Annotated in this window: 12 protein-coding genes; 8 read left to right on the top strand and 4 right to left on the bottom strand. The window is 32.8% G+C overall.

The features are described from left to right. Together A361_RS20505 and A361_RS20500 are read left to right on the top strand one after the other, a co-directional pair. Positions 1 to 1,836, top strand: coding sequence for a TniQ family protein (locus A361_RS20505; protein WP_019380148.1), 1,836 nt, complete (start codon positions 1 to 3; stop codon positions 1,834 to 1,836). Positions 1,837 to 1,919: 83 nt separating this feature from the next. Next, positions 1,920 to 2,162: a hypothetical protein gene (locus tag A361_RS20500; protein ID WP_019380149.1), complete on the top strand. Its 243-nt coding sequence runs from the start codon at positions 1,920 to 1,922 to the stop codon at positions 2,160 to 2,162. 317 nt (positions 2,163 to 2,479) lie between these two features. Here A361_RS20500 and A361_RS20495 read toward each other — a convergent pair whose 3' ends face one another. From A361_RS20495 to A361_RS20485, 3 genes are all read right to left on the bottom strand, one after another. Next, positions 2,480 to 3,016: an HAD-IIIA family hydrolase gene (locus A361_RS20495; protein ID WP_019380150.1), complete on the bottom strand. Its 537-nt coding sequence runs from the start codon at positions 3,014 to 3,016 to the stop codon at positions 2,480 to 2,482. 262 nt (positions 3,017 to 3,278) lie between these two features. Next, the gene (locus A361_RS20490) at positions 3,279 to 3,818 is read right to left on the bottom strand and encodes an ImmA/IrrE family metallo-endopeptidase (protein WP_019380151.1); all 540 of its coding nucleotides are present in this window, start codon (positions 3,816 to 3,818) and stop codon (positions 3,279 to 3,281) included. Further along, complete coding sequence (locus A361_RS20485) at positions 3,784 to 4,161, bottom strand: helix-turn-helix domain-containing protein (protein WP_019380152.1); 378 nt, start codon at positions 4,159 to 4,161, stop codon at positions 3,784 to 3,786. Before A361_RS20485 ends, A361_RS20490 begins: the two co-directional genes overlap by 35 nt. 537 nt (positions 4,162 to 4,698) lie before the next feature. On the opposite strand from A361_RS20485, the gene A361_RS20475 reads away from it, so the two are divergent. From A361_RS20475 to A361_RS20450, 6 genes are all read left to right on the top strand, one after another. Further along, positions 4,699 to 5,388: a hypothetical protein gene (locus A361_RS20475; RefSeq protein ID WP_019380154.1), complete on the top strand. Its 690-nt coding sequence runs from the start codon at positions 4,699 to 4,701 to the stop codon at positions 5,386 to 5,388. A 118-nt stretch (positions 5,389 to 5,506) separates the two neighbouring features. Further along, on the top strand, positions 5,507 to 6,688 hold the full coding sequence (locus A361_RS20470) for a hypothetical protein (protein ID WP_019380155.1): 1,182 nt from the start codon (positions 5,507 to 5,509) through the stop codon (positions 6,686 to 6,688). Continuing rightward, on the top strand, positions 6,663 to 9,095 hold the full coding sequence (locus A361_RS20465) for a hypothetical protein (RefSeq protein WP_162272011.1): 2,433 nt from the start codon (positions 6,663 to 6,665) through the stop codon (positions 9,093 to 9,095). Before A361_RS20470 ends, A361_RS20465 begins: the two co-directional genes overlap by 26 nt. Then, complete coding sequence (locus tag A361_RS20460) at positions 9,065 to 10,015, top strand: hypothetical protein (RefSeq protein ID WP_162272010.1); 951 nt, start codon at positions 9,065 to 9,067, stop codon at positions 10,013 to 10,015. The genes A361_RS20465 and A361_RS20460 overlap by 31 nt, the downstream gene beginning before the upstream one ends. Beyond that, on the top strand, positions 10,015 to 11,607 hold the full coding sequence (locus tag A361_RS20455) for a pPIWI_RE module domain-containing protein (protein ID WP_019380156.1): 1,593 nt from the start codon (positions 10,015 to 10,017) through the stop codon (positions 11,605 to 11,607). The genes A361_RS20460 and A361_RS20455 overlap by 1 nt, the downstream gene beginning before the upstream one ends. Beyond that, on the top strand, positions 11,574 to 12,383 hold the full coding sequence (locus A361_RS20450) for a hypothetical protein (protein WP_157888605.1): 810 nt from the start codon (positions 11,574 to 11,576) through the stop codon (positions 12,381 to 12,383). The genes A361_RS20455 and A361_RS20450 overlap by 34 nt, the downstream gene beginning before the upstream one ends. Positions 12,384 to 12,594: 211 nt before the next feature. Here the strand turns inward: A361_RS20450 and A361_RS20445 are convergent, their stop codons facing one another. Next, positions 12,595 to 13,572 (bottom strand): HNH endonuclease, encoded by a 978-nt coding sequence (locus A361_RS20445; protein WP_019380158.1) that lies wholly within the window; start codon positions 13,570 to 13,572, stop codon positions 12,595 to 12,597. Positions 13,573 to 13,657: the final 85 nt, after the last annotated feature.

Raw genomic sequence — 13,657 nt, 5'->3', positions numbered from 1 at the left:
ATGAAACCTTTATTAAATAGAGTGGTCGGAAAAAAAAATGAAAGTTTGTATTCGCTCCTGTTTAGAGCAGCAAGGGAAAACTATTATGACCATTTGGGCTCCATGCTTAAAGAGATAGCTGCGACGATTTATAATACTAATTGTAATTACTTAAGAGAAGAATATGGCTCAACACACGTATTTAAAGAATTAAGTCGGTCGTTGAAACTCGATGTCTCAAAATATATCCTAAATAAATATGATGATATTTTAGTAGATATAGTTAGTCCAAATGGAGAGGTATCTTCTCTATTTCAAAGCCATCGAGTTTATCAGAAATACCATACCAAGTATTGCCCGGAATGTATAAAAAATGATTATTATCATCGTTTAGATTGGGATTTATCATTAATTACCTTGTGCAATGAACATAAAATTAAGCTTATTGATGTATGTCCGAATTGTAAAAGGAAAATATTACTTGGTCGCTTTATGGCAGATAAGTGTAAGTGTAGTTTTCGTTTTAGCGCAACTGAAACTATTGATAAAGAGAATGAGGTAATGGTACTAGAAGCTCAAAAAGCAATATTTAATTACCTTCATGGTGTAGACATGCAACAATTCAAAAATGTTTCGCTAACTGCTCAAGAATATTTTTTTCTTTTCTTCTATTTATGTAAGGCTATGGATAATAGGAAGGTGGAATACTTTACTTCTTTTAACCATATCAGCCAGTTAAAAAAACTGAATTTTAATGGGAATAAGAATATCGATTCAATGAGATTGATGAATACCATTGCACATTTCTGTATTATTGACCCATTTGATTATTTTCATGAACTACTAAAGTGTGTTGATTCTCTAAGAAAGCAAAAGCAGGATACTTATTTTAGAGTTGCTAATTACCTTAAAAAGGTAATTAATCATCCGAAAGGGAGTATTTATCAACAAGCTTATGATAATTATCTTAATGAATTGACAGATGAAAATATAAACCAGAGATACAAAATAAAAAGCAAACTGAAGGAAAAAAAGTATGTAACTCGTACTGAGGCGCTAAAAATATTGAATACTGAATGGAAAGTAATACTAAATCTTTGTCAATATAATCTATTGAAACAAAGAATTATTAAAAGAAAGGAGAGGACTGTAAAGTTAATTGAAAGAGAAAGTCTTGAAAGGTATATAAAAATGAAAGAAGAGAGTTTGTCATTGAGTGCTCTTGGTAGATTTATAGGAGCTAACTTTTATACTACAAGAGGATTAGTTGAAAAGGATATAATAATGGCGGAGCATGGTCCTGGAATAGAGGGATATCCGATATGGTATATTAGGAAAGAGCGAGGAGAAGAGTTCCTAAATAAACTATCCAACTTAGCAGTAGAGGGAATAAATAGTATTAATCAAGAGTGGATTTCCTTCGAAAAAGTGAACACGCACTTAATGTGTTATGAAATTAAAACTGTGAACCTAATAGAATTACTTTTACAAAATGTATTCAGGTTTGCTTTCCTGCGTGGGAGTAAAAAAATTAAATCGATAGTTATAAACAGTCAAGATGTTAGTTTTTTTATAAATAGAAAAAAAATAGAGACCGTTTCAAGTGATGGTTTTAGTGTAAGGGAATTAGTAAAAATACTTAAAATGGCACAGCCAACCATAGAAAAGAAGTTAAATGCAGGGATTATCTCTATTAGCAATACGAAAAGAAATAGAAATGGTTCAATTGTAAGATATGTGTCTAAAGAAACAGTAATGCGATTCTTGATGGAACGAAATAATTTTAATGAAACAGAAGCTCAATGTTATATAGACCAATATATATTTGAGCGTTCTAATCTTGCTAAAAGAAAATAAATTTGGTGAAATCAAAGAATGGAATTAATTAGAAATACTCTTTATTAAAACGCGTAGGAAATTTTAAAAAACGGAGTTGTTATATGGAAGAAACTTTGAGGCAAATACTGTGGGAAATTCAAAAGGTAAATAATCGGCTTGAAAATTTAGAGAAAGGTCAAGAAATTCTTCTAACAGGACAAAAACAGTTGAATGATAACCTTATAAATGGACTTGTACCATATTTTGAACAGATTGAGAAACACTATTATGCAAAAACATCCGAATTCATAGATACATTAGAAAGACCAATAAAGATTCAAAATGCTTTAGTGTCTCACGATTAAACTCTAAAGCGAGATTAATAACTTAATACGAAGAACTAATAAAAGGAGCTATTGTGCTCCTTTTTCTTTGTCCCTCAAATTCTTTGTGCGTGTAACATATGATTTACATCACGATTAGGAGGTACAGTATTAAAAACTAGCAAATGAATTGCTAAATAAAGTAGTGGATGAACTTAAAATTCCCATCTGGATAATATTTAAATTAACAAGTTAACTCATTTAGTAAATAGCAGGAAAAAACTCTTCTCTAAGTATTTCTATTTTTAGGGGAGTCTAATCCATTCAACCCCTTTTTAGAAGGATAATGTTATACATTATTATTTAAAATAAAATTTTTTATATAACCAGGTTAAAGCATCATTAAGGTCATTAGCTATGTAGTCTATTTTAATGCCCTTTAATTTATCAAAGTGTTCATTAACTGTGAATTCACCAGCCCCAGTTCTAACTAAAATTTTAATGCTTCCTACTTTTTCAGCTGCAACAATATCACTCCAGCGGTCCCCAATTACGACACAGTTTTCGAGAGTTAAATCATGTTTTCGTTGAGCTTCGAGTAACATTCCTGGGCTGGGCTTTCTGCAAGAGCATCCCTCATCATGACCGTGTGGACATATATATACTTCATCAAAACCGAACCCTTTTAGTTCCTCTTTAAAGTCTTTTACTTTAGCGAACCCTCTTGATATTCCAGGTTGATTAGTAAAAGAAAATATTTTTACATTGTGTTTCTTTAATTTATTTATATGGAAGGCTGTAAAAGGAAAAAGTTCAAATTTTCCAGGATAATGGACAGTATCATCGCCACCGATTGTTCCATCTCTATCTAAAAAAATTGCTTCTATCTGTTTCACATTAATTTCCCCATTCTTAAGACTCCAGTATAAATATAATAGGACAATCTTTATACGGTTTTTTCTGTAGGTTCTCAACTAAAAAAATGTTTATTTTTTGTATAACTTATTTATATGGTTCCTTAATAGATAAATTAAGTGAAATCCATCAAATTTAATATATAGTGATTACCTATTATTCATAGAAAGCTCCTAGTTAATTGGTTGGAATAAAACAATTACTCTTTTATATTCTATTTAAAAGATATTCATTTAGTAATTTTCAAATTCCTAAATCATCAATTAAGCCTAATTTAAATAATCTAATCATTAAGGCTTGTTTGCTTACTTGAAAAGTTTCTGCAATACTATCTAGTTCATCACTATGCTCGAAATCAATTCCTTCTTTTAACTTTTTGTTATAAAATTGTTTGAGTTTCTTTTCTGGCATTAAAAGAGCGGCAGCAAAGGCATTAGCTTCAATTTCTTCAATACTATTTGCAAGTGAAGAATTCTTATCTCTAAAGTTTACTCGAAAAGTTCTATCAATATGTATCGGATTTCCTTCATGTAATATAAAATGACCTATCTCATGTGCAATAGTAAATCTTTGTCTGTTAGGTAAGTGCTTAGAATTTACTCCAATTACTGTTTTATCACTATCTCTTATCAAAACTCCTGATAAATCTCCCTCAAGTTTCTCTTCTTGAATTGATATTTTTAATCCTTCAGCTATTTTATCTAGTGGTATAGGAACTTCATCTATATTGAACATTTTTAATAATTCATTAGCTTTCTGTTCTATCTTCTTTTTTGTTTTCATCTTTCAAGCCTCCTTCATTTTCAGTTTTTTTCTTAATTTGATATACCCATTCAAGTTCTTTTAAAGTTAACCTTTCTTTTAAATTATCCAAATCTGTATTTAGATTTTTTTGCGATTTTGTAAGTACTTCAACTTCTGGTAGTAGTGATTTAGGTGACACGTCTAGACTTTCTGCTACTTGATATAAAGTATACAAAGAAATCTTTTGACTTCCTCTTTCAATATTTGCAATTGAAGCTCTAGTGATATTTATGGATTCACTAAGTTCTTGTTGGGTTAAATTCCTCAAAAGTCTCGTCTTTTTAATAAGTTTTCCAATTTCAATATATATAATATCTTCCATTTCCTCACCTATTCATAAATCTCTTATAAAAACAGTATAACTTAGTCAACATTTTAAAGGAATTCATTCCTAAAATGTTTCTATAGTAAACAAGTATGAAATAATAAACAAAATTTTATTTGTGGAGTTTAAAGAAGAAACTTAGCCATTATTTTGAACGAATATGACTAAAGTATAGATGCACCTCTATAAATACCATTATTTTCTTGTTTGTGACATAAACATTTTTAATTCATTTTTTTTGGATTTTTTGCTTGATATTTTCAGAAGACTTGCTATATACTGAATTTTGGAAGGAGTTGGTGGACTATGAAAATATAAAAAAGACAAGAGTAGTGTCAGTACCCTTGTCTTCTGGATGGAATTCTGTTTTTGTTTTTCAGAAAGAAAAAATAGAAGAGCTTTTCGAGGGTTGCCGCCCAGCGAAAAGATAAATTCTTTCATTTTTCTTAAAACTTATATAATTATAGTATGGTTTTAGTGAAATGTAAAGATTTCTCTTCTGAATAAAAATTTAAAGTAAGAGGAGAGGTTTATATGTTAACTGTAAATCAAGAGAGAATTAATGTTACTTGGGTATCCCTTAATGCAACTGTACTTTCGAGTTCTAGGTATGGAGAAGAATATGACCGGGTAAAAGTATTGCATGAAATTGGATTAGAGGCGCCGCTTCCACATGATGAATCATTTTACATTCCTGCACAAGGAAAAGCGCTGGATACACGTACGAATTTCCCTGATGGCAATATTACAAATTTTGCTGGGCAGCGCTTTAAAGATATTCAGGACGAATTAGAAATATTTAAGGAAGCTCTGAAAACAGGCAATGCTGAGAAATTGGACGAGATGTACAAGCTGCTCAGAACCACAACCATTTTATCTTCTGTGGTATTTAAAGCAGGTACAAAGGTTTTGACTTTTGAATATGACCTGGCTCTTTATCCGAAGGAAGATAAAACATTTGAACTTGGCTTATGGGCACCAATGCCGACTTTCAATGTTGTCACTAGTGGACAAGTTGTCACTAATATTCAAATACCTGGGAACGGTCCGCAATTCAGATGTTCACTGCTTGAAGCGGAAGGCTATATCCCAGACGCGCAGGGCAATCCAACCGGTCAAACAGTAAGTAAGACTATTGACAGCGAACAAGGATTAAGAAGGATTATTGGGTGGGTTTGGCAGAACGACCCATTATTCAAAGTTCGTTATCAATACCAAAACTAGTAAACTGGTAAAATTCCCTCTCCACATTGGGAGAGGGAATACCGGTAATATTTCATTGCCATATAATCGGAGAAAGACACGGCTAGTGGCTTACTAACCTTGAAAAAGGGGGATTTAAATGCCTGTTGTTCAGAAAATTGTTGAAATTATTGAATGGGCAAAACGTGTAGAGGCAGATATTGAAATATGTAATCAAAATTTGGTTGGTGCTACACAAGCTTCAAAGGGCTTTGAAGAATTCCGAAAAAAATTGTTATTTGACATGTTGCAAAAACCTCAAGCTATTTATCCTGCAACTGTTTATGAATTTTTACTTTTATTGAAGCAGCCAATTGGCAGCTGGGGTTATTTTTCAATAGACGAATTGAATAAAGAAAATATCGATGAATTCTTTACTATTTTAGATGATGAAATTGGTATAACGCCTGAAGCCGAAGAATTACTGAATGAGGAACAATCTTTTCATGAAAGTTCTACTAAGAAAATTCGTGAAGCATTGGTATCTTGTAGAAAGTTTTATGAAATTTATCAAAATGAAAGCATGCAGGAACAATATACTGCTTTTAGAACTTTTTTGATACATAATCCAATCACCGATGAGGAAACAATTGAAGCTTTTTGTTTTAAACATAGGTTAGAACCCTTCCTTATATCAATCCTTGAGGATTGCTATGAAAACATTCCTTCTGGCTTTGTATACAAATGTCAGGCGTGCGGGTGGACTTTAGAGGAAAAGACGAAAGGGTACTTTACATGTGTGAAAAGAGAGTGCCGTAAAAAACTTGATGTTTTCTCCCTGAAAAATTCAAAAATCGAAAGTCACCAAAATAAACGCGTTTTAAAAAGTATTCTGTTAAGTACAGTTATCCCTGGCAAAAAAGAACTGCAACTGGTTGAAGACTTAAAAAAATTGAGTGTTACAGTCCAGTTGTATCCGCAGCTTGAAAAGAAAGGCGATATTTATGCTTTTCAAGAATACGAAAATATATTGGAATATGCATTTATAGATGTTAAAGATTACACCAGACCAAAAAGGCTGGCAGAAGAACTGCTGAAAGAAAAGGAAGAAGGAACTCTAAAAACTGAAATCATTGCCGTGCCGGACGATAAGGCTTCAAAAAGGTATATTGAATACGTCAATCGGACTCTCCAGGAAAGAGGTCATATGGATGTTAGAATATACTCTTTCTCCATGATAAAAGAAATGTTCAAAAGAAACGGTTCATCAAGACTAAAAGGCAGAGTGAAGCACAAATCAGTAAATAGAAAGGAAAATGACAATGTTCAAATCCTTTTCTGATGTATCAAGGGGGACACTTGAAGCTTTCAGTGAGGAAGTGAGAAACCTTAATAATGAGGACTTATCATTTAGCCCGTCCGCGCTGAAAAAGGTTTTACTTGTTGAATTGACAGTTTATGCTTTTGAGAAGAGTTTCGGCAGTGAAAAGGCAACAATAGACAATGTTTGGTCAGTATTTCCAAATTATAAAAGCTTATATCCCGCATCTCAAGATGAAGCGTCTATTGAAATAATCCGTATTTTTTTTGGCAGTAATTTTTCACACATTAATTGGAAGGATACTGTTCGGGAGTATCTGCGTTTGGATAATTTTATAAGAATGTATCGGCTGGGCGAAGATGAAAAGTTCATTCAAAAGAGTGTATCGGTCTTTACAGAAAGGCTGACACATTACAAGACATTGCTTAATCCTAAAACGGTAATGCCGACATCAAGAGAATATCCACCTTTTCTTACAAAAGATAAGATTGATAACATATATTTTTACTCAAGTTCTGATTCAAAAAAAAATAACATTAAAAAGTATATGATGACTACTGAAGGTGGGGGGAAGAGAGCTGTTCCTGAACACCTTGTAAAAGAAGAAAATATCTTAAAGGAGCAACTGAATGAATTAAGATTGCCTCAGCAACGCAAGAAGGTTCCATTTGAGATATTGTCTACTAACATTGATGAAGAAACTTGGAAAACCACTGCTCAGTATATAAATGAATTTATTCAAGCTAATAAGCAACTTTATACGGATGAAGAAAACAGCAGGATGCGTGATTGGACTGCTGCAGCTGATATTTTTAAGCTAACTCCTACAAATCCAACTTCAAATAAGTTTTTATATAAAGATAAAGTGAGTATTGGTGGTATTGTCGGGGCAGGAAAATCAACATTTTTACAATTAGAGCTTTTCCGGTTAAAGCAGCTGAAGGCAAAGACTGCCGTTATGACAGTCAATGTGGTTGATACATTGGAACTTGTTTACAAACTTCATTTAGTCGGGCTCAAAGCTGTTCCCCTTATTGGAAAGAGAAACATGGCTCAGCACCTTAAAAATTTCATAAAAAAAGTAAAACGGGAAGCTGCAAGGGACTATCAAAAAAACCCATTATCCGAGTTGTCTTTGCAGTATGTATTGCAATTCTTTAGTGGGGTTTGTACAGCAGAAATTTTAGCTGATGCAAAAGAAAGTACCGGCTCTCCATGTGTTAGCTTGTATCATCATGATGAACAGTTTTCCTGCCCTATGTTTGATAGATGCGGTAAGTATACTGTGGAAAGGCAGCTTGCCGACGCGGATGTTTGGGTGGGCACACAGAGCGCGTTTATCCATACAAAACCCAATGTTCTTGTTAACCCATATGATTTTACATATGCCGAATTAGCCTATGAAATGATGGATGTAATTTACGTCGACGAGGCAGATAGTGTACAAGAGGCGGTAGATGGCTCATTTTTATCGCAAAATATTTTACTGGGTAACAAAGATGCTCTTTTTGATAACTCATTTCTTGCTGCAAGAAATACCTTAGATAAGCGATACGATTTTTCATCAAGTAAAACATCGAAGGAATGGCGACACTTTGTTAACGAAACTAGTAAAGTGGCACATTACCTTTATGAGCTGATACAAGATAGTGCCTATATCAGACGAGAGGTTAAAAACTATGCTTTCGGTCACCATCAGTTATTATCCAAAATAACAAAATCGTTATTTAAAAAAGTTAAGCAAGTTGCGAAACATCCTTTTTATGAAACCATGATAACTGTGGATTTCCCTAATTCTAATGAAAAAGGGGACATGTCTCTTGAAAAAGTGATTCGTAAGTATATAAGGGATATCGACGAAGTTAAAATTTACTCTGGTAATGCTATTGAGCAAAAAAAGCAGGAGCAAGATTTGACTGAAGGATTATTAAATAAAATCTTGGTTAAATACGACTATTCTGAGCTCTCGGTTTATACAGGAATGAAAGAGGTCGAAAAAAAGCAATTATTGCTTCTGTTTCAGTTTTACATTTATTTAATAAATTTCGATTCACATTTTAAATATTTATTAAAAATTAAGCACCAAGTTGAAAATATTTTAGGAGAAGAAATTCCTGAAATCTCTAGTGTGTTTAAAAATGTAAAAAGGTTTCTTCCTTTTCTTCCATACGCAGCCACCGGACGTTCATTTCAATACTTCTTTAGGGAAACACATGGTGGTGAAGAAGGGTCGGTCGGAACATTTAGGACATATGATTACTTGGCTGTGGGTAGACATTTTTTAATGAATTTCTCTAATTTATTCGAAAATATCACCCAAAAAAGGGACCTTCTATGGTCTTTATGTCAGGAACCAGCTTTGCTGAAGGTTCAAAGCATTATCATCTCAATACTGACTTGGATTATTTGCTGGAAACAACAACTCTAATAAAATCTAAAATTTATCAGGAATGCTTCCCCGTTTATTACAACGGTTCTCCTATTTTTATTTCAGGGCAATCAAATGAACTAACAAAACAAAAAATGCTTAAGAGAATGTCCTCTGAATTAGTACCCAAAATTAATGAACAACTGACGTTATGGGGTTCAGAAAAGCGGAAAGTATTGTTGGTAGTAAATTCTTACGAACAGGCATTGGTGGTTCTAGATGAACTTAAACAACATTTTCCTAATAGGGTAAAGGCATTAACTAATGAGGATGTCGAAAATGAAGATTTGGTCCTGAGGGGCGAGGTTGAGTTCTTTGGAGATACAGGAGCAGATATTTTGATTGCGCCGCTATTATCCATTAACCGCGGATATAATATATTGGTTCCTGGGACAGACAAATCTCTATTCGGCAGCGTCTTTTTTCTAATACGTCCGTTTATTCCATCAGGAGAGATTGAATATATTATTAAGGTTATCAATGGAAGTTTACCATTTTATATCAAAGCAGCAAAGGAAAATTATAATTATTCGTTCCATAAAGCTGTTGATTATGTCCGTAAAAGGTCGAATATGTTGCTGGAACATATGCTTGCGGAAGATGAGAGCGGCTGGTCGTATCTTCAAAAGGAAGAGCAAGAAAATATGGCATGGTATATGTTTATAAATTTTTGGCAAATGATAGGGCGACTGCTCAGGGGACAAACAAATGCGAATGTCTTCTATGTTGATGCACCTTTTGCCTGGGAGAATGCCAATCAAACAGGGAAAAAGGAAAAGTACCAAACTAGTATGCTAAGAATTTGGGTTTCAATTTTGGAACAGCAATCCAACTTTCCAGAGGCAAAAGAACTTCTTTATGGAGAGTTTCTAAGAGGACTAAAGAAAGCCTTAAAACTAGAGAATGCAGAGGTATTTTAATGAAAACAGCAAAAACGAAGGATATTATTTTTCACAGTCTGTTGCTTAATGAAGACTTCTTGCGTAATAAAACAACTCAGGTAGTTTATTTTCCGTATGAGACCTTTCTTTACTTGGAGAAATTTAAGGATGGATATAAATGGGAAACTAAGATATCTACATTTAGAACGGTGATGCAAGGTATATATGCCGATAAAGTGATATGTGCAAATTTTACAGATAATGCTATGAAAGGCAAAGAACCCTGGCTGTTTTTAAGTGATGAAGCAAAGAGCGATACAGGTACATTCATTCATCACCGATTTCTTAATTGGCTCAGTAATGTTCTGGAGAAAGACTACCCTGGCTTAGTAATTCCTGAGGATTTACGTTATCTGGAATTGTCATCCACTAATTTTCCTTTGACGGACATCCTAAACTTTAAACATAGAAAAATGATATTGTCGAGTTATCTTTCTTATTATTTTGTAAAAAATGAAAAGACACTTAAATTCCAGTTCGACGCATCTGAAGGAGTGAATCATTTTTCTTTTCCGGAAAAATGGTTCATAAGCTTTGATGGTTTTCAATATGAAATCATTTCTGAACCCATTTATCCAAAGCACTATATTGGTAAAAAAGAAGTTTACCAGAAGCAGTGTTTTTCCTACGTACTATCTTTTTCTTTTGAAGAAGAAATGAATACAGCTGGGATTAAAATTCATATTCACTCTTCTAAAAGGAGATGGAACTACAAGCCTTTGATTAATAAGGCAGGTAAATTAAGCTTTCCACGAAATGACAAAAGAACGATGTACTTTTTTGATTTTCAAAAGGAAACACTGTATACATTGCCTATTAATGAGTTCAGAGGAAATGTCGTCTTTTCCTATTCCAATTTGAACAAGTCTATGCTTAATAGCATAAACCTGGAAAAAAATTTATTAAAACAAATTTTGGAAAATCCAAGTCAATTTTATAAGAGCGAGCCACTAGCTGCATTTATTCCATATAAATTGGACGACAAAAAAGGAAGCAATTTTTTGGAATCAGGTCTTTCTAAATATGAAAAGCAGTTCTTGTTTGAAATGTTTGAAAGTGCTTTTCCTGGTTTGTGCAGCGCCTATGAAAATACAAAATTGTTGGAAATAAAAAACACTTCTCTCAGAAAAGGGTCAGTTTGGATTGATGATGTACAGGTTAGGGATAATGAGAAGGTGACTATTGAGCTCTGGTCAGAAAATAAGGATATACTTGAGTGGATTTCACACTCTTTTAAAAAGTGGAATAGCGTAGATGAAAAATACAAACGTTATGAAATTATTCAAGACTCATTAACTGAATACCGGTTATATGATAAAAAAAATGACCATCAATTAGCCATGTCAGTTGATATAAAGGTTGTCGAGAAAAATAAAGAGTTAATTTCTGATTTGACTGTCGAGTATAATTCGAAGACATCTGAATTAAAGCGGATAAAAGAAATAATATCATCCTTATCTAAGCCGGAAGAAATTATTTATTCACTCATTGAAAAAATGATTATCAATATGACAAAAAGTCTGACCCTAAAAATGCAATTAGGAAAGGGTTTAATGAAGTTGGGAGGATAACTCAATTCTTTCATCCTCTAGAAGAGAAATCTCTTACCCAACAAAGGTCAATAATAAATAGCGCATTGTCCGACCTTTTAGCCAGAAAAGGACTTACTAATCAAATGATAAACGATTACCAAGTGCTCTTTTCAAAATATGATTTTTATTTTCCGTATTTATTGGAGCTAAAACAAGGTGGAGCAGCCCGATATCTTTATATGCTCGTAAGAATGAAAAATGCCCTAATTGAAGTGAAATATCCTAATACAGGATGGATGTCCGTTGAAAAATCTTTAATTTATCTAAATGAAAATTATTTAAGGACCTTGATTAAGGAAGATAATAAAGATTTCACGATATTTATTGAGTTAAATGTAGACAGCGAGAATAGTATAGTTGTTTTCGAAAAGGATAAAGTGCCTGAAAAATACCTAAATAACTGTGCAGATTTTAATGTTGCTGTTTATGATATTTCCAGATATCGAAATCCATTTATTATGAATATGGTTGATGGTAAACCTTCTACTGGAACATTCTTAGTGCGAAACGGTGATGAATATTATTCGGTTCCACCTAAGCTAACAACTGATAAGACGGCTATGTCTGTTACAAATCATGATAGGAACTTAGCTTTCAAGAATAGACATACATTTAGGCTAAAAATGAGTGAGCCAAATGATGAAATTGCGACTTGCTTACATCTGATGAGGAATATTGCAATTACTTTCAGTAGTTACATTAATAATCCTTTGCCGATACATCTTGTAAGACATCATAAAGAATTATTAAAATAGGATTATTCATGTTGAGTAAGGATTCCCAAAATGATATGGGGAATCCTTATTTTTGTTACGCCGCAGCAAGCATTAAAAAATAATAATGTAAAAAACAGTTTTCTATCTTTTATAAAAGTTTACTGAGAGAGCAAGTGGACATAATTTCAATTTGCAATGTTTTACTGGTCTATTATAAAAGGAATTGCTCCTAGCCTTATCACTCATAATTTTAAGAATTCATTTTGTTGACTATTTTCTTCATTTCATCAATAGAGAGAACATTATCTGGTCTTCTGTGTATAATTCGATGACAATTAGAACAAACAGGTATGAGGTCTGTGCGTGGGTCAAAGAATTCTTGTTTTCCCCTTAATGTATGTAAAGGTTTTATGTGATGTACTTCTATGAATTCCTTTCCCCGCTCTCCATAAACCTTTTCAAAATTAAAATCGCATACTTTACAACAAAACCCATGTAAATCTAAAGCTTTCTTGCGGTTTACTGGACTTCTTTCATACTTATTACCAAAATATTGAACAGCTTTACCCTCTAACATTGATTGATATTTATCGGAATTCTCTTCAATTTCAGCTGCTTTTATATCTTTCTCAATCTCCTGGAGGTCAGCAGCATAAATCGTAGGAATGAATGTTAGAAATTCTGAAATAGGGTAGTTCCTTTTTACAAGTGGACGGCTTCTACCTGAAGAAAACGAGCAAATTCTTATGCTTTTAAGGATGGAAAAGAAATCGGCGCGATATACTTCAGAGAAATAGCGATAAGCAGTATGTCTTGTAGAGTTTTCACCTTGCATTTTAGAAAAAAGATGGGTAAAGAAAATTTCTTTTTGTTGGTCCTTTATAAAGAGAACATAATTTTGGGGTTCATACTTAAATTCCCATATTTCATAGTCGCATCTTTTATTATCTTCAATAAATAATTTTTTGAAGTTATGATAACCATTATCATGATGTCTCTTCATTTTATGGAATAAAGGAAAAGCTTTATTATTAACCATGCAATCTAGACACTCATCTTCTAGAACCTCAAATAATTGGTGACTTTTTAGATTGGTGTTTTTATTAAACTCATGTAAATCTTTATTTTCTCCACATTGGATGCATGACTTTAATATTTTGCCATTTGCATCTTGTATACCTTTTATAGTTCCTCTAGAACCAACTTCTTTTGTCCAAATCACAACCATAAATTCACCCCTTTAATGGATAATTTTACTATTAATTGATATTGTTATTGTAGTAATTTATTTTATAATTTGATGTTTTATTCGG

The sequence above is a fragment of the Cytobacillus oceanisediminis 2691 genome, from assembly GCF_000294775.2.
GTDB classification, from domain to species: Bacteria; Bacillota; Bacilli; order Bacillales; family Cytobacillaceae; genus Cytobacillus; species Cytobacillus pseudoceanisediminis.
This window is presented reverse-complemented; position numbering and strand designations above follow the sequence as displayed.

Excerpts from the sequence above, each read along its gene's own strand:
- A361_RS20505 (WP_019380148.1), top strand. The coding sequence starts at position 1 with ATGAAACCTTTATTAAATAGAGTGGTCGGAAAAAAAAATGAAAGTTTG.
- A361_RS20500 (WP_019380149.1), top strand. The coding sequence starts at position 1,920 with ATGGAAGAAACTTTGAGGCAAATACTGTGGGAAATTCAAAAGGTAAAT.
- A361_RS20490 (WP_019380151.1), bottom strand. The coding sequence starts at position 3,818 with ATGAAAACAAAAAAGAAGATAGAACAGAAAGCTAATGAATTATTAAAA.
- A361_RS20485 (WP_019380152.1), bottom strand. The coding sequence starts at position 4,161 with ATGGAAGATATTATATATATTGAAATTGGAAAACTTATTAAAAAGACG.
- A361_RS20475 (WP_019380154.1), top strand. The coding sequence starts at position 4,699 with ATGTTAACTGTAAATCAAGAGAGAATTAATGTTACTTGGGTATCCCTT.
- A361_RS20470 (WP_019380155.1), top strand. The coding sequence starts at position 5,507 with ATGCCTGTTGTTCAGAAAATTGTTGAAATTATTGAATGGGCAAAACGT.
- A361_RS20465 (WP_162272011.1), top strand. The coding sequence starts at position 6,663 with ATGACAATGTTCAAATCCTTTTCTGATGTATCAAGGGGGACACTTGAA.
- A361_RS20455 (WP_019380156.1), top strand. The coding sequence starts at position 10,015 with ATGAAAACAGCAAAAACGAAGGATATTATTTTTCACAGTCTGTTGCTT.
- A361_RS20445 (WP_019380158.1), bottom strand. The coding sequence starts at position 13,572 with ATGGTTGTGATTTGGACAAAAGAAGTTGGTTCTAGAGGAACTATAAAA.